This window comes from Ramlibacter ginsenosidimutans (genome assembly GCF_016654015.1).
Lineage (GTDB): Bacteria > Pseudomonadota > Gammaproteobacteria > Burkholderiales > Burkholderiaceae_C > Ramlibacter > Ramlibacter ginsenosidimutans.
The window spans coordinates 260,313-274,728 of sequence record NZ_JAEPWM010000004.1 but is presented as its reverse complement, the minus strand read 5'-3'; the positions used below and the strand labels follow the sequence as shown (position 1 = coordinate 274,728).

16 protein-coding genes are annotated in these 14,416 nt (G+C 68.8%); 11 read left to right on the top strand and 5 right to left on the bottom strand.

Annotated features, from left to right (window positions below; translation table 11 throughout):
* Position 1: 1 nt before the first annotated feature.
* Positions 2–628, top strand: coding sequence for a hypothetical protein (locus JJB11_RS12485; RefSeq protein ID WP_201171281.1), 627 nt, complete (start codon positions 2–4; stop codon positions 626–628).
* Between the two features lie 123 nt (positions 629–751).
* Here the strand turns inward: JJB11_RS12485 and JJB11_RS12480 are convergent, their stop codons facing one another.
* Positions 752–1,648 carry a LysR family transcriptional regulator gene (locus tag JJB11_RS12480; RefSeq protein WP_201171279.1) on the bottom strand — a complete coding sequence of 299 codons (897 nt, stop codon included), beginning with the start codon at positions 1,646–1,648 and terminating at the stop codon, positions 752–754.
* Positions 1,649–1,740: 92 nt separating this feature from the next.
* Here JJB11_RS12480 and JJB11_RS12475 point away from each other — a divergent pair, with 92 nt between their 5' ends.
* From JJB11_RS12475 to JJB11_RS12455, 5 genes are read left to right on the top strand one after another with little or no spacing between them, the layout of a single operon-like run.
* On the top strand, positions 1,741–2,715 hold the full coding sequence (locus tag JJB11_RS12475) for a Bug family tripartite tricarboxylate transporter substrate binding protein (RefSeq protein WP_201171276.1): 975 nt from the start codon (positions 1,741–1,743) through the stop codon (positions 2,713–2,715).
* A 10-nt stretch (positions 2,716–2,725) separates the two neighbouring features.
* On the top strand, positions 2,726–4,849 hold the full coding sequence (locus JJB11_RS12470; protein WP_201964791.1) for an acetate--CoA ligase family protein: 2,124 nt from the start codon (positions 2,726–2,728) through the stop codon (positions 4,847–4,849).
* Positions 4,842–5,621 carry an enoyl-CoA hydratase/isomerase family protein gene (locus JJB11_RS12465; protein ID WP_201171273.1) on the top strand — a complete coding sequence of 260 codons (780 nt, stop codon included), beginning with the start codon at positions 4,842–4,844 and terminating at the stop codon, positions 5,619–5,621. Before JJB11_RS12470 ends, JJB11_RS12465 begins: the two co-directional genes overlap by 8 nt.
* The gene (locus tag JJB11_RS12460; RefSeq protein ID WP_201171270.1) at positions 5,618–7,051 is read left to right on the top strand and encodes an aldehyde dehydrogenase family protein; all 1,434 of its coding nucleotides are present in this window, start codon (positions 5,618–5,620) and stop codon (positions 7,049–7,051) included. The genes JJB11_RS12465 and JJB11_RS12460 overlap by 4 nt, the downstream gene beginning before the upstream one ends.
* Positions 7,048–7,860, top strand: a complete 813-nt coding sequence (locus JJB11_RS12455; RefSeq protein ID WP_201171266.1) for an enoyl-CoA hydratase — start codon at positions 7,048–7,050, stop codon at positions 7,858–7,860. The genes JJB11_RS12460 and JJB11_RS12455 overlap by 4 nt, the downstream gene beginning before the upstream one ends.
* 45 nt (positions 7,861–7,905) lie before the next feature.
* Here JJB11_RS12455 and JJB11_RS12450 read toward each other — a convergent pair whose 3' ends face one another.
* The 3 genes from JJB11_RS12450 to JJB11_RS12440 form a co-directional block, all read right to left on the bottom strand.
* Positions 7,906–8,085, bottom strand: a complete 180-nt coding sequence (locus tag JJB11_RS12450) for a hypothetical protein (RefSeq protein ID WP_201171265.1) — start codon at positions 8,083–8,085, stop codon at positions 7,906–7,908.
* Between the two features lie 69 nt (positions 8,086–8,154).
* Positions 8,155–8,952 carry a helix-turn-helix domain-containing protein gene (locus JJB11_RS26560; protein WP_201171262.1) on the bottom strand — a complete coding sequence of 266 codons (798 nt, stop codon included), beginning with the start codon at positions 8,950–8,952 and terminating at the stop codon, positions 8,155–8,157.
* Between the two features lie 127 nt (positions 8,953–9,079).
* The gene (locus JJB11_RS12440; RefSeq protein WP_201171259.1) at positions 9,080–9,805 is read right to left on the bottom strand and encodes a Crp/Fnr family transcriptional regulator; all 726 of its coding nucleotides are present in this window, start codon (positions 9,803–9,805) and stop codon (positions 9,080–9,082) included.
* 127 nt (positions 9,806–9,932) lie between these two features.
* On the opposite strand from JJB11_RS12440, the gene JJB11_RS12435 reads away from it, so the two are divergent.
* The 5 genes from JJB11_RS12435 to JJB11_RS12415 all read left to right on the top strand — a co-directional run bounded on the left by JJB11_RS12435 (position 9,933) and on the right by JJB11_RS12415 (position 12,899).
* On the top strand, positions 9,933–10,622 hold the full coding sequence (locus tag JJB11_RS12435; RefSeq protein ID WP_201171256.1) for a VIT1/CCC1 transporter family protein: 690 nt from the start codon (positions 9,933–9,935) through the stop codon (positions 10,620–10,622).
* A gap of 261 nt (positions 10,623–10,883) precedes the next feature.
* On the top strand, positions 10,884–11,195 hold the full coding sequence (locus tag JJB11_RS12430; RefSeq protein ID WP_201171254.1) for a BON domain-containing protein: 312 nt from the start codon (positions 10,884–10,886) through the stop codon (positions 11,193–11,195).
* A 27-nt stretch (positions 11,196–11,222) separates the two neighbouring features.
* Positions 11,223–11,372 (top strand): lmo0937 family membrane protein, encoded by a 150-nt coding sequence (locus JJB11_RS12425; protein ID WP_201171252.1) that lies wholly within the window; start codon positions 11,223–11,225, stop codon positions 11,370–11,372.
* A 107-nt stretch (positions 11,373–11,479) separates the two neighbouring features.
* Positions 11,480–12,649, top strand: coding sequence for a sensor histidine kinase (locus JJB11_RS12420; protein ID WP_201171250.1), 1,170 nt, complete (start codon positions 11,480–11,482; stop codon positions 12,647–12,649).
* A 67-nt stretch (positions 12,650–12,716) separates the two neighbouring features.
* Entirely contained in the window at positions 12,717–12,899 is a 183-nt protein-coding gene (locus tag JJB11_RS12415; protein WP_201171248.1) for a CsbD family protein, read from the top strand.
* A 10-nt stretch (positions 12,900–12,909) separates the two neighbouring features.
* Here JJB11_RS12415 and JJB11_RS12410 read toward each other — a convergent pair whose 3' ends face one another.
* Positions 12,910–14,415, bottom strand: a complete 1,506-nt coding sequence (locus JJB11_RS12410; RefSeq protein ID WP_201171246.1) for a dihydrolipoamide acetyltransferase family protein — start codon at positions 14,413–14,415, stop codon at positions 12,910–12,912.
* Position 14,416: the final 1 nt, after the last annotated feature.

Sequence of the window (14,416 nt, the reverse complement as noted above, 5' to 3'; positions counted from 1 at the left end):
AATGGACTTCCAAGTCGGACAGATCATTCGCGGCAGGTCGATAGATCAAGCGCAAATCGTGATTGGCAGTGCTGGGATCGCCAGCTTGGTCGACTGCGAGCTTTCTCGATGCACTGTAAAGGTCGCGAGTACGGAGTTTGCGCCGGGCATCTACGGGTCAAGGCTGAGCGACTGCACGGTCATCTATTCTGGTCGACCCAAGAACATGCCTATCTTTAGCAACGACTTTCTACGTTGCGCGTTTGAAGGGAAGTTCAGGGCGGTCGATTTTGGCCGCAACCCATGGCCGGACGGTCGAACGTATGCTGTCGAGCGGTCAGGGGAGTTGAGCGACTGCAGTTTTGAGCAAAGCACATTGGAAATGTGCCGTCTGTTCGCGGTCGACCTTGATCGCCTGAAGTTCGCTGCCTGGCCTCAATTCATCATTCCACAGCCTGCGGCGATTGCTGCCGCTGCGCAGAGGAGGAGTTGGCCTGGAACGTTTTCACGATTCCTCCAGGTTAGCGCGAGCGAACACCCGAGTCTGAGTGCAGTGACGGGTACTCAGGCTGAATTCACGAAGAAGTATGGCATTTCCGAGCGAGAGCTCATCGAGGCACTCGAATCCATCGGCGGGGTATTGCGCTAATTCCGCTTCGGCGCCCGAGCTCGATGAGCTCGGTGTGCTTCCTCAGAAGCTCATCGACCAGCAGACAACTGGGCTGCGGTTCCATGGACACTGACCTAGCCGACGCCGCGCGTGCCGATCCGCTCACCGTATCAACTTTGGCGCCAGCTCCCGGATCAGCCCAATGACATGCCGTGCGGCTCTCGATAGCGGCCGCTGCGTCGTCACCGACAGCACGATCGTGCGCCGGATGCCCGGCTTCACCACCGGCACGGCTTCGAGGGCATGGCGCGCCAGCTCCTGTCGCACTGCCATCAGGGGCAGCAAGGTATAGGCGTGCCCACTGAGTGCCACGTCTTTCATGCTGCTGGAGCCATCGACTTCCATGGCCACGTCGAGACGCATGCGATGGCGCCGCGCCATCTGGTCCAGCATGACCCGCAGTCCGTTCGGCACCGCGGGCAGCACCAGCGGCACTCCGGCCAGGGCCTTGAACGCGATGCTTCCGTGCGCCAGCAGCGGGCTGCCGGCCTTGCCGATCAGGTAGGTGTCCGCCGTGCCCAGCGCTTCCTCGCCGCGCTGGGTCGCCGACCCATACCGGTTGATCACGGCGACATCGAGTCGCCCGCTGGCCAGCTGCTCGTCCAGGTCGCCGCTGAACCCTTCCGCCGCGTGCAGCGTCACTCCGGGCGCGCTGGAGCGCAGGTCGGCGAAGAGCAGCGGCAGGAGCTGGGGGGCCAACGAAGGCAGGATCCCCACGTGCACGGTGCCCGTGGGCACGCCCGCCGACTCGCGTGCCACGGCATCCAGCCGCGTCACCTGCTGCAGTGCTGCCCGCACCTCCGGCAGCATGCGCCTGCCGAACTCCGACAGGGCCATGCCGCGCCCGGTGCGCTCGAACAGGCGGTCGCCCCAGGCTGCTTCCAGGGCCGCGACATGCCGGCTGATCAAGGACTCCGCCAGGTCCGTGGCGGCGGCCGCGCGTGCCAGCGAGCCCTGGTCCGCCACATGCACGAACGAGTGCAGGTGCTTCAGGTTCATGGCTTGACTTTATTGCAAGTCTGGATTGTCTCGCTTGCTCTTTCCTGCAGGGCGCCCCGCACCTAAGCTGCTCCCGCACAAGGAGACAAGACATGCGATTCGCGAAACTGATCCTCGCCGTCACGGCCGTCGTCGGAATGGTCGGCCTGGCGCAGGCCGAGGCCCCCGCTTACCCGCGCGGGCCGGTCACCCTGGTCGTGCCGTTCCCGGCCGGCGGCCCCACGGACAACATGGCACGCCTGCTTGCCCAGAAGCTGGGCGAGCGCCTGGGCCAGACGGTGGTGGTGGACAACAAGGGCGGTGCCGGCGGCAGCATTGCGGCCGTCGCAGTTGCCAGGGCGGCTCCGGACGGGCAGACCCTGTTCTTCGGCACCACCGGGACGTTGGCCATCAACCCTGCGCTCTACGCCCGGCTGCCCTATGACCCGGTGAAGGACTTCGCTCCGGTGAGCCTGATGGCCACGACCATGAACGTGCTGGTGGTGAACCCCACCGTGCCGGCGAAGTCCCTGGGCGAACTGATCCAGCTGGCCAAGGCCAACCCTGGGAAGCTCACCTTCGGTTCCGCGGGCAATGGCAGCTCCAACCACCTCTCCGGAGAGCTGTTCCGCACGAGCGCCGGCCTGCAGATCACGCACGTGCCGTACAAGGGCAGCGCCCCTGCCATGGTCGACCTGCTGGGTGGCCGCCTCACGATGATGTTCGACACCATTGCGCAGCAGACCGGGTACATCGCGCAGGGCAAGGTGCGGGCGCTGGCCGTCACCGGGGCAGAGCGGTCGCCGATGCTGCCTGGGGTTCCCACGGCGCAGGAAGCGGGCCTGAAGGACTTCGACATCACGATCTGGTTCGGGGTGCTGGCCCCCGCGGGGACGCCGGCGCCGGTGGTCGATCGCCTGTCGCGCGAGATCACCGCGGTCATGTCGACCGACGCGATGAAGAAGGTCATGCAGCAGGAGGGCGCCGAAGCACACCCCACCACGCCGGGCGAATTCGCCGCATTGATCCGCCACGACATCGCCAAGTGGGGACCGGTCGTCAAGGCCTCCGGCGCCACCGTGAACTGAAGGCGAGCACGTGATCCAGATCGACCCGCGGCTGATGGCCCTGTTCCAGCCGCGCAGCGTGGCCGTCGTCGGCGCGACCGAAGACCGCAACCGCGTGGGCGGCCGCCCGCTGCACTACCTGCGCACCTTCGGCTTCGAGGGCAAGGTCTACCCCATCAATCCCAAGCGCGACACGGTGCAGGGCTTCCGGGCCTATGCCTCGCTGGAGGACCTGCCGGAGGCACCCGACGTGGCCGTGATCGCAGTGGGCGGCGACCATGTCCAGGGCGTCCTGCGGCAATGCGCAGCGCGCGGCGTGCGCAGCGCCGTCGTCATGAGTTCGGGCTTCGGCGAGACCGGCCCCGAGGGCGTGAAGCGCCAGTCGGAGCTCGTGACGGAGGCACGGGCGCTGGGCGTGCGCCTGGTCGGCCCCAACGCGCAGGGCGTCGCCAACTTCCGCAGCGGCGCCGTGCTGAATTTCAGCACGATGTTCATGGAGGTGCCGCCGCAGGACGGCCCCGTGGCCGTCATCAGCCAGAGCGGCGCCGCCAGCGTGATGCCGTACGCGCTGCTGCGCGAGCGGGGCATCGGCGTGCGCTACGTGGTCGCCAGCGGCAACGATGCCGACGTCTCCGTCAGCGAGCTGGCGTTGGCGGCGGCGGCCGATCCCGAGGTGCGCGTGCTGCTGCTGTACATCGAGTCGCTGGCCGACCCCGCCGTGCTGGCACAGGCGGCCGCGCTGGCGCGGGCGCGCGGCGCCGCGGTGGTGGCGCTGAAATCGGGACGCAGCGCGCATGGCGCCAAGGCGGCGGCGTCGCACACCGGCGCCATGGTCAACGACGACGCGCTGGTCGACGCGTTCTTCGCGGCCCACGGCATCTGGCGTGCGGACGATGTGCATGGCCTGGTCAACGCGGTGGAGCTTTACCTGGCCTGCGGCCTGCGCAGCGCCCGGCGGCTGGTGGTGATGAGCCACAGCGGCGCCGTCGGCGTCGTCTGTGCCGACACGGCGGAGAGGCTGGGTGTCGCGCTCGCGGAGCTGGAACCCGGCACCGTGCAAGCGCTCGCGCGCATCATGCCGGGCTTCGCCACGGCACAGAATCCGGTCGATCTCACCGCCTCGCTGCTGTCGGACGGCAGCATGTTCGGCCGCACGCTGGACGCGCTGGCCGGCGATCCGCAGGCCGACATGTTCCTCATCGGGGTGCCCGTGGCGGGGGAGGGCTACGACGTCCCCGGCATGGCTGCGGACACGGCGCGATTCCTGCGGCGCACCGGCAAGCCGGTGGTCGTCTCGGCCCCGCAGCCGGCCGTGCGTGCGGCCTTCCACGCCGCCGGCGTGCCCGTGTTCGGCCACGAGACCGACGCCCTCGCCGCATTGCACCAGGTCACGCGCCACGCGGCCCTCGTGCAGGCTGCGAGCCTCCGCGAGGCGGATGCCTCGCCCGCGTCCGCCGTGCCCGCGGCGGGCAGGGACACCCGTCGCACGCGCACGCTGAGCGAAGCGGAAAGCCTGGCCCTCCTGCAGTCCGCAGGCGTGCCGGTCGTTCCGCATCGCCTGTGCCACAGCGCCAGGGAAGCAGTGCAAGCCTGGCAGGAGCTCGGCCCCGATGTCGTGGTGAAGGCCTGCTCCGCGGCGATCCCGCACAAGTCCGAGCACGGGCTGGTCTTCCTGGACCGGCGCAGCGAGGAGGAAGTGCGGGGTGCCTATGAAGAATGCGTGGCCCGCGTGCGGACCCTCGGCCAGCCCCTGGAGGGAGTGCTGGTTGCGCAGTGCGTGCGTGGCCAGCGCGAGTTCGCCCTGGGCGTGAAGCAGGACCCGCTGTTCGGCACCGCCGTGATGGTGAGCGACGGCGGCAAGTACGTCGAGGTCCTGAAGGACTTCGTGGTGCTGCTGCATCCCTTCAGCGAGCAGGACGTGCTGGACCGCCTTGCCACGCTGCGGATCGCGCCGATCCTCGCCGGCGTTCGCGGCGAGCCGCCGGTCGACCTGCAGGTGGTCGCGAAGGCCGCCGTCGCCCTGGGCCGGTTCGCCGCGGCCCGATCGGGGCAGATCGCGTCGATCGACCTCAACCCTCTCATCGCGGGTGCTGCCGGCGCGGGCGGCTGGGCGGTGGACGCCATCATCGAACAGGAGGAATCCCGTCATGAGTGATCACCACGCAGTCACCGTCGAACGCGATGGCCGCGTCGCGGTCGTGCGCTTCAATCGCCCCTCGGCGATGAATGCCGTCAATGATGCGATCCGCGAGGCGCTGGGCCGGGCCCTGAAGCAGCTGGACGGCGACGATGGCGTGGACGCCATCGTCCTCACGGGGAACGGTGAACGTGCCTTCTGCGCCGGCCAGGATCTGGAGGAGTCGGCCGTGGTCAGCACGAACACGCTGGCGGGCTGGCTGAACCGGCAACACGCGATGTACCAAGCGGTGCGCGACGTGACCAAGCCCATCGTCGCGGCTCTCAACGGGACCGCCGTGGGCGCGGGCTTCCAGATGGCGCTCATGTGCGACCTGCGCGTGGCCCATCCGGGCCTGCGCATGGGACAGCCGGAGGTGCGCGCCGGCCTGGCCAGCATCGTCGGCTCGTACCTCATGTCGCTGCAGATCGGCCATTCGCTCAACCAGCAGCTGTCCCTCACCGGCGAGCTCATCTCCGGCGAGCGCGCCCATGCGATCGGGCTGGTCAACGATCTGGTTCCAGCGGACCAGGTGCTGCAGCGCGCGCTGGAGCGGGCGCGCGAGCTGGCTGCCTTGCCCCGCACGGCGGTGCGCCTGACCAAGCAGCGTTTCCGCGAGCGCACCCAGGCCGGCTTCGAGGAGGCCTGCACTGCGGGCATCCGCTACCAGCTCGAATGCTATGCCAGCGGCGAACCGGCCCGCGTCATGGAGACGTTCCTCGCGCGCCGCCAACGCAAGGACAACGCATGAAGTTCCACCGGGACCTCTACATCGCCGGTGCCTGGCGCGCTGCCACCGGCAGCACCGATCTGCCCGTGACCGACTGCTACACCGAGCAGGTGTTCGCCAGCTATCGCAGCGCCTCGCGCTCCGATGTCGACGCGGCGGTGCAGGCCGCCCGCGCTGCCTTCGACGGCTGGTCCGCCACGCCGTTGGCCGAGCGCATCGCAGCCGTGCGGCGTGTGGCCGCCGCACTGCGCGAACGCAGCGACGCCATCGCCCGCGTGATCTCGCGCGAGGTCGGGATGCCGGCCAGGCTGTCCGCCCGCATCCAGGCCGGTGCGCCCGTCGCGGCCTGGGACCTGTATGCGGAGCAGGCCGCGCGCATCGAATGGGAGCAGCGCATCGGCCACTCGCTGGTGCAGCAGGTGCCCGTGGGCGTGGTGGCCTGCATCACGCCCTGGAACTATCCGCTGCACCAGATCACTGGCAAGGTCGCGCCGGCGCTACTGGCAGGCTGCACCGTGGTGCTGAAGCCGTCCGAGCTCGCTCCCTCCAGCGCCTTCCTGCTGGCGGAGGCGATCGCGCAGGCTGGCCTGCCGCCCGGTGTGTTCAACCTGGTGCACGGCAGCGGTCCCGAGATCGGCGAAGCGCTGGTCACGCACCGCGACGTGGACATGGTGTCCTTCACCGGCTCCACACGGGCTGGCCGGCGCATTGCGTCCCTGGCGGCGCAGGAGATCAAGCGTCTCGCGCTGGAGCTGGGTGGAAAGTCCGCTGCCGTGGTGCTGCCCGGCGCCGACCTGGCGGCCGCCGTCAAGGCGACGCTGGGCAGCTGCTTCCTCAATTCCGGGCAGACCTGTTCGGCGACGACGCGCCTGCTGGTGGCGCGCGACCACGCGAGGCAGGCCGAGCAACTGGCGGCTGACCTCGCGCCGGCCTGGGCGATGGGCGATCCGGCCGATCCGGCCACGCGCCTGGGCCCGCTGATCTCCCCCGTGCAGCGGGACAAGGTGCGCGACATGGTGCATGCCGCCATCGCGGAAGGCGCCGAGCTGGTCACGCACGACGGGCCGCTGCCACCCCACGGCTTCTTCTATCCGCCCACGGTGCTCGGCCAGGTCACGCCGCAGATGGCGAGCGCGCGCGAGGAGGTGTTCGGTCCGGTGCTGGCCATCATCCCGTACGACGACATCGACGGCGCGGTCGCGATTGCCAACGGCACCGACTACGGCCTGGCCGCGACGGTGTGGGGCGAGACGCCGCAAGCCGCCCTGGCGGTGGCGCGCCGCCTGCGCGCCGGCCAGGTCGACGTCAACGGCGCGCCGTTCAACCCGCTGGCGCCGTTCGGTGGCTTCAAGCGCTCGGGCATCGGGCGCGAGAACGGCCGCTTCGGCATCGAGGAGTTCCTCGAGCCGGTGTCCGTGCAACTTCCTTCCTCCTTCTTCGACACGCCATGAGCTACCAGCAGATCCAGTTCACCCTGGACGGCGCCACTGCCGTCATCACGTTCAACCGGCCGGAGCGCATGAACGCGCTGACCAAGGTGCTGGAATCAGAGTTGCGCGACGCCGTGGAGCGGGCCGGACGCAACCCGGAGATTCGCGCCATCGTGCTGACCGGCGCCGGCCGCGCCTTCTGTGCCGGCATGGACATGGACGAACTCGAGATGCTGCCGCCCGAGGACATCCAGGCCGAACAATGGATGCGGGCCTACGACATGAACCGGCGCGCCGACTACCAGACGCGCTACTCGTACTTCCCCGCGGCGCCCAAGCCGATCATCAGCGCGATCAATGGCGCAGCGGCAGGCCTGGGCCTGGTGATGGCGCTGTACAGCGATTTCCGCATCGCCTCCGAGCAGGCTGTGTTCGCCACGGCTTTCGCCAAGCGCGGCCTGATCGCGGAGCACGGCATCGCCTGGATGCTGCCGCGCATCGTCGGCCATGCCAACGCGACCGACCTGCTGCTCACATCGCGCAAGATCGACGCCGAGCAGGCGCTGGACATGGGCCTCGTCAACCGGGTCGTGCCGGCGGACCAGCTCCTGCCAGAGGCCCTGGCCCTGGCGCGCACGCTGTCGACCGAGGTCTCACCCCGCTCGGTGCGCGTGATGAAGCGGCAGCTCTGGGAGGCGCCTTACCAGACGCTCGGCGAAGCAGTGGCGCTGGCCAACGCCGAGATGTTCACCAGCCTGCAGAGCGAGGATTTCACCGAGGGCGTGGCCCACTTCCAGGAGCGGCGAGCTGCGCGGTTTACCGGGAAGTGATGGCGCTGCGGCGGCGGCGCGTCGGCGCGCAGCAACGCTTCATCTTCAAGGCGGCGGCAGCTCGTCCTGCTCCACGCTATCGACCTTGGGTTCGTCGCGCTGGGGGTGCTGCTTCACGGCTCGTTCCAATGCGTCTTCGGTAGAGATGCTGCGGGTTCCGCCCTGTTGGATCTCCGATTCGGACATGGTCGGTTCGTCGGGCTTTGACTCAGGTTGTGGCTTCATTCGATTCACCTCGGTTGTGGGTTGACGTTTCTCGTGGCTTGAAGGAGTGCCGTCACCGGCGTGCGGCGGTCACCACGCCCTTGCGGCATCCGGGTCCCCGTTGTGCTCGCGGTGCGGCTGCGTATGGCTTGCGTGGAACGTCGGGACGGTCGCGGGGTTGTCGCCGGGCTCGCTGTGCTGCCATCCCCCTGTCAGCAATGACAGGCACGAGCAGGAGCGTTGCGCCAACGCGGTCGGGTCCAGGACGGCGATGCGGCCGCGCGCGTACCGGATCAGGCCGGCGTTCTGCAGCCTGCGCGCCTCCTCGGTCACGCTCTCGCGGCGCACGCCGAGCAACACCGCCAGCTGTTCATGCGTGATCGCCAACCTGCTGTCCTGCTGGCGGTCCATGCCGAGCAACAGGCGCAGGGCCAGCCGCTGCTGCAGATTGTGGTGGCGGTTGCACACCACCCCCAGCGCGATATGCGCCTCCCAGGTGGCAACGTATTGCAGCAACAGCCGCAGCACGGCCGTGGAACTCTCGGCTTCGGCCCGCATGCGGTCGGCGTTCATTCGCAGGGCAGGGCCCGGGCGTTGCACCACCGCGCGCAGGTACGACACGCTGCCCATGAAGGTCGATATGCCCACCATGCCTTCGTGGCCCACGAGCGCCACTTCGTCGCAGGCGCCGTCGTTGGACGGGAGCTGCATGGAGACGACGGCACCGATCGGGAAGTACGCGAAGCGTGCCGCGTGGCGTGCTTCGTGCAGCACCTGGCCCGTCACCAGTGCCACCGCCTCGAGGCACGAGCGCCACCGCTCGCTGTCCTGCATCGGCAGGGACGCGAGCAGACGGTTGTTATTCACTTCAAAGGCTGCAGCCGGCACTTGAGACCTCCCCTGGGCTCCTGCTTTGTAGAGGGCTCATGGAGGATGCAATTGACGGCGATCAAGTATTCCGTACGCCAATGTACCGACCGGGAGTGCCCTGCGGATGACCGCAGCCTGCTACGGATCAGCAGGCGGGATGCCGACGCATGAGCGCGGCATAGGAGGCGCAGTCTGCCGCGTAGCAGGCGCAGGCAGCGCGCTGCAGGCCGTCGCGATCGAGAATGGTCACTACGCCACGGTGGTACGCGATCAACTGCTTCAGCTGCAGGACGTGTGCCGCGCGGGTGACGCCCGCGCGCCGAGCGCCGAGCGTCGCTGCCAGCATTTCGTGGGTCACATGCAAGGGCTCGTCGGGCGCACGGTCGTGTTGCATCAGCAGCAGGCGCGCCAGGCGCTGGTCCACCTGGTGGTAATGCGTGCACAGCACCGCCCGGGCGAGCTGCGCGATGGAGGCGAGGACATAGTGACGCAGGCGCTTCTCCAGCTCGCTGCCCGTCACCAGTTGCAGCCGCAGTGCTGCCGCCTCGATGCGCAACGCGGCGCCGGGCCGGGCGACGGTTGCGACCCACTCCGATTGATTTGCGTCGAGCAGCAGTGGAATGCCCAGCATGCCTTCGCGCCCGACCAGCGCGACTGCGATCGATCGCCGTTCCTCGGCCGCGAGGCTGACCGACAGCACGGCATCCAGCGGAAACCACGCGTGAGTCACCCGCTGCCCCGCGCGCAGGAGCACCTGGCCCGCCGCCAGTTCGACGCGTTCGCACGCCGCGACGAACTGCGCGCGGGCTGCCGGAGGCAATCGCGTCAGCAGGCGGTTGCAAGACGCGGTGTTCTCGATGCGGACGGACAAGGGATTTCTCATTGGCGCTCCACCTTGCAACGGATCCGGCACCGCGTCTGCGCGGTGGTGCACACAAGCCGCTATGTGCCTCACCGCACAGACGGTGCTGCCGCGCTAACAGATCCTGCTGCCGACCATGCGCCACAGTGAACTGCACCGCTCCGGACGCATCGGGTGGCTCCGAGCTGCGGTCCTGGGGGCGAACGACGGCATCGTGTCCACCGCAAGCCTCGTGCTGGGCGTGGCAGCCGGCGGCGCCGCGCCCGCAGCCATCATGATGGCGGGCATCGCCGGCACGGTGGCGGGCGCGATGTCGATGGCCGCCGGCGAGTACGTTTCCGTCAGCTCGCAGCTGGACACGGAGAAGTCGGACCTGGGCCGCGAGCGGCAGGAGCTGCAGGCGCAACCCGCAGCCGAACAGCAGGAACTCGCCGGGATTTACGTCGCACGCGGCGTCGATCGCGACCTTGCGGCGCAGGTTGCGACGCAGCTGATGGCCAAGGACGCGCTGGAGGCGCATGCGCGCGACGAGCTCGGCATTTCGCACGCGACGCGTGCGCGGCCCGTGCAGGCGGCCTTCGCATCGGCGGGCTCCTTCACCGCAGGCGCCGTCGTTCCGCTGCTGGTGGCAGCGCTCCTGCGCCCACCGATGCTGGCGGCAGGCGTGACAGCCCTCTCCCTGGCCTTGCTGGTGGTCCTGGGGGGCGTGGCCGCCCGTGCGGGCGGTGCGTCCGCCGCCTTGGGCGCGGGACGCGTCGGGTTATGGGGAGCGCTGGCCATGGCGCTCACGTACGGCGTCGGCGCCTTGTTCGGCGCCGTTGTCTAGCAGCCTGCTTCCGAAAGCGTTCAGGATGTAGAGCACGAGGGCCGCGCGAAGCCAGCAGTCGCCATCCCGCTTGATGGCGCGCGCGCCTGGATCGCACCGTGCGCCAGGCCACAAAGCCATCGGAAGGAAATTGGCACTTGTGAAAGATCAAGTGCCGTCGAAACTGAACGTGTGTCCCCTTGCGCCTGTGCGTCGTGCGTCATACCTTCTTATTGCCGCGCCACGGGCGAGGCACCCGTCCAACCCTCCAAGGAGATCCAAATGATGATGCGTTCCACCTTCGTCACCCTTGCCGCGGCGGTTCTCCTCTCGATCGGCGGGTGCGCCGTCTCTCGCGGCCAGGAAACCACCGGTGCCTACGTCGACGACGCCACGATCACCACCACGATCAAGACCCGCTTCGTCGAGAACCCGGACGTCGCGGCATCGAGCATCAAGGTCGAAACCCTCAACGGCACGGTCCTTCTGTCCGGCTTCGCCAAGAACGGCACCGAGAAGTCCACCGCGGAACAGATCGCCTCCGGCGTCAAGGGCGTGAAGTCGGTCCGCAACGAAATCATCGTCCGGCCCTGAGCGAGCGATGCGCAGAGGAGAGAGTTCATGCTCGAAGCTCTTGTCATTGTCCTGCTCGCCCTGTGGCTCCTGGGCGTGGCGACCTCATACACGATGGGGGGCCTGATCCACGTGCTGGTGGTGATCGCCCTCGTGGTGCTCATCTACCGGCTGGTGCGAGGCAGGCCTGTACGGTGATCCACGGATTCAAGCCGAAGGCTGCCGCTGAGCTGGTCCTCGTCAGTGGCGCCTGGGGCGTGTGATGGTGCGTGGAACCCGCAGCCGGCTACACAGGGGGGATCGCGATGCACGAATTCCTGATCAACAACCGTGACGAGTTGATCGAGCGCTGCAAGGCGAAAGTCGCCCGGCGTCCCCGCCGCGCTGCAACTCCGGAGCAGCTGAAGAACGGCGTCCCTTTGTTTCTGGAGCAGTTGACGAAGACGCTGCAGGCGGAGAACGAAGGCCATCTCGGCGACAGCCTGAGGATTTCCGGCGCATCGGGTGGCGAAGCGAGCGCAGTGTCCGAAATCGGGATCAGTGCCACCGCCCACGGCCGGCAACTGCTGGAGCTCGGGTACACCCTGGACCAGGTCGTTCACGACTACGGTGATCTTTGCCAGGCCATCACCGATCTCGCAGTGGAGCGGGACGCGCCTTTCAGTGTCGACGAATTCCGGACGCTGAACCGCTGCCTGGACAATGCCATCGCGGATGCGGTGACGGAATTCAGCGCGCAGCGCGATCTGACCATGGCGCGGCAGTTCTCGGCGCAGGCCAGGGAGCGACTCGGCTTCCTCGTCCACGAGCTGCGCAACTCGCTGCACACCGCGAGCCTCGCCCTGACCGCGCTGGAGACGGGCCAGTTGCCGATCGCGGGTGCGACCGGCGCGGTGTTGAAGCGCAGCCTGGCGGCGCTCACGCTGCTGGTCGAGCGCTCCCTCGAGGAGATTCGTGAGCCCACGGAGCCGCCGACGGACCGCCAGGTGTTCTCGCTTGCCGCCTTCGTTGCGGATGCCAGCAATGCCGCCATGCTGCAGGCCGAGGCGCTGGGCTGTTCCTTGACCGTGAGGAACGTGGAGCCAGGGATCGAGATCGAGGGGCACCGCGAGCCGCTTCTGGGCGCGCTGGTCAACCTGCTCCAGAACGCCTTCAAGTTCACCCGCCCGCACACGGAGGTCTCCCTGCATGCGCACGCCGGGGAAGACGGCATGGTGTCGATCGACGTCGAAGACCACTGCGGAGGGCTCCCGCCGGGCGCCGTCGAAACGATGTTCAGGCCCCACATCCAGCGCCACCAGGACAAGAGCGGCCTCGGCCTTGGACTCACGATTGCGCAGGCCAATGTGCAGGCCGATGGAGGCACCCTGAGCGTGCGGGACGTGCCGGGCAGGGGCTGCGTCTTCACGATCCGTCTTCCCCGGCACGGGGACCGACGCACGAAAGCGCGTGGGCCAGGGGAAGCTCTGCGATGAGGTGGTGTGTCGCCATGGCGGCAGTGCAACCTCATGTTCCGTCCGTTCTCGATCGAAGGAGATGGCCATGAACAAGGACCAGGTGAAGGGCGCCGCGAAGGATGTCGCCGGCAAGGTGCAGGAGCAGGTCGGCAAGGCGATCGGCAGCCGCAAGCAGCAGGCCAAGGGCCTCAGCAAGCAGGCGGCCGGCAAGGTGCAGAAGGCCTACGGCGACGTCAAGCAGGCGACCAAGGATCCCGAACAGCGGTGAGGGGCCCGCCTCACGCGCCCTGGGCCACCAGCAGCACCGGCTGTTCCAGCAACCCCCGCACGGCCTGGATGAAGCGCGCCGCATCCATGCCGTCGATCACGCGGTGGTCGAACGACGAGGACAGGTTCATCAGCTGGCGCGCCACCACCGCGCCGCCGCGGAACATGGGCCGCTCGACGATGCGGTTGACGCCCACGATCGCCACCTCGGGATGATTGATCACGGGCGTGCTGGCGATGCCGCCCAGCGGGCCGAGGCTGGTGAGCGTGATCGTGGAGCCGGTGAGGTCGTCGCGCGTGGCCTTGTTGTTGCGGGTGCGCTCCGCGAGTTGCGCGATTGCGGCCGCCAGGCCCCAGAGGTCTTGCGCTTCCGCGTGGTGCAGCACCGGCACGGCGAGGCCGGCGTCGGTCTGCGTTGCGATCCCCAGGTGCACGGCCCGGTAGCGCGTGACGACGCCGGCCTCGTCGTCGAAGCGCGCGTTCATCTGGGGGAAGTCGTCGAGTGCAAGCACGATCGCGCGGGCGATGAAGGGCAGCAGGGTCAGCTTGCCGCGCCGTGCGGCGAAGCGTTCGTTGAGTTGCGCGCGTACTTCCTCCAGCGAGGTGACGTCGATCTCCTCGACGTAGCTGAAGTGCGGGATGCGGCGCTTGGACTCCTGCATCTTCTGCGCGATGCGGCGGCGCAGGGCAGTGAGGGGGAGGGCTTCCTCGCCTTCGCGCGGGGCGAGGGTGGGGCGTGCGGTGGCGAGGCCTGCAGTGACGAGGCGGCTGCTTTCGGCGACATGAGACTCGAGGTCTTCGTGCGTGATGCGGCCTCCGGGGCCGCTGCCGCGCACGGATGCGAGATCGATGCCGAGTTGGCGCGCGTGGTGGCGCACGGAGGGGGAGGCGAGGGGCTTGTCGGCCGGGGAGGGGAGCGCGGAGGTGGACAAAGCCGGGGGTGCCGTGCGCAGGCTGGATGCAGCGTGCGCGGGAGCGCCCCCACCCCGGCCCTCCCCCAGAGGGGGGGGGAGAGGAGACGCGGTGGCGCCTCGGTCCTTGCCGGCAACGGGACCAGGGGCCGCCCCCGCCGTGCCAAGGGGCGCCCCCGCCGTGCGAAGGGGCGATGAGCGCTCCACAGCGGCCGGCGTGATGATTGCAGCAGCGGCCGCGGACTGCTTCACCGCAGCCGCCGATGTCGCGCGGCCCGCCGGCGGCACCGCAGTCGCCGGCGCCTCCCCGGCCGCGGACTTCTCCCCGGACGCGGACGCCGCCCCCTCCTTCACATTCCCCGCCCCCTCTACCTCCAGCCGGATCAACTCCGAGCCCACCGCCATCACCTGGCCCGGCGTGCCGCCGAGCGACAGCACCTGGCCTGACACGGGCGAGGGGATCTCCACGGTGGCCTTGTCGGTCATCACGTCGGCGACCACCTGGTCTTCCTTCACCGCATCGCCAGGCTGCACGTGCCAGGCGACCAGTTCCACTTCGGCGATGCCTTCGCCGATGTCGGGCATGCGGATCGCGTAGGTGCCCATG

Bases quoted from the DNA above. Each gene is read 5' to 3' on its own strand.
- JJB11_RS12425 (WP_201171252.1), top strand. From the start codon at position 11,223: ATGCTCGAAGCTCTTGTCATTGTCCTGCTCGCCCTGTGGCTCCTGGGC.
- JJB11_RS12410 (WP_201171246.1), bottom strand. From the start codon at position 14,415: ATGGGCACCTACGCGATCCGCATGCCCGACATCGGCGAAGGCATCGCC.
- JJB11_RS12480 (WP_201171279.1), bottom strand. From the start codon at position 1,648: ATGAACCTGAAGCACCTGCACTCGTTCGTGCATGTGGCGGACCAGGGC.
- JJB11_RS12460 (WP_201171270.1), top strand. From the start codon at position 5,618: ATGAAGTTCCACCGGGACCTCTACATCGCCGGTGCCTGGCGCGCTGCC.
- JJB11_RS12475 (WP_201171276.1), top strand. From the start codon at position 1,741: ATGCGATTCGCGAAACTGATCCTCGCCGTCACGGCCGTCGTCGGAATG.
- JJB11_RS12420 (WP_201171250.1), top strand. From the start codon at position 11,480: ATGCACGAATTCCTGATCAACAACCGTGACGAGTTGATCGAGCGCTGC.
- JJB11_RS12415 (WP_201171248.1), top strand. From the start codon at position 12,717: ATGAACAAGGACCAGGTGAAGGGCGCCGCGAAGGATGTCGCCGGCAAG.
- JJB11_RS12435 (WP_201171256.1), top strand. From the start codon at position 9,933: ATGCGCCACAGTGAACTGCACCGCTCCGGACGCATCGGGTGGCTCCGA.
- JJB11_RS12465 (WP_201171273.1), top strand. From the start codon at position 4,842: ATGAGTGATCACCACGCAGTCACCGTCGAACGCGATGGCCGCGTCGCG.
- JJB11_RS12430 (WP_201171254.1), top strand. From the start codon at position 10,884: ATGATGATGCGTTCCACCTTCGTCACCCTTGCCGCGGCGGTTCTCCTC.
- JJB11_RS12485 (WP_201171281.1), top strand. From the start codon at position 2: ATGGACTTCCAAGTCGGACAGATCATTCGCGGCAGGTCGATAGATCAA.
- JJB11_RS12455 (WP_201171266.1), top strand. From the start codon at position 7,048: ATGAGCTACCAGCAGATCCAGTTCACCCTGGACGGCGCCACTGCCGTC.
- JJB11_RS12450 (WP_201171265.1), bottom strand. From the start codon at position 8,085: ATGAAGCCACAACCTGAGTCAAAGCCCGACGAACCGACCATGTCCGAA.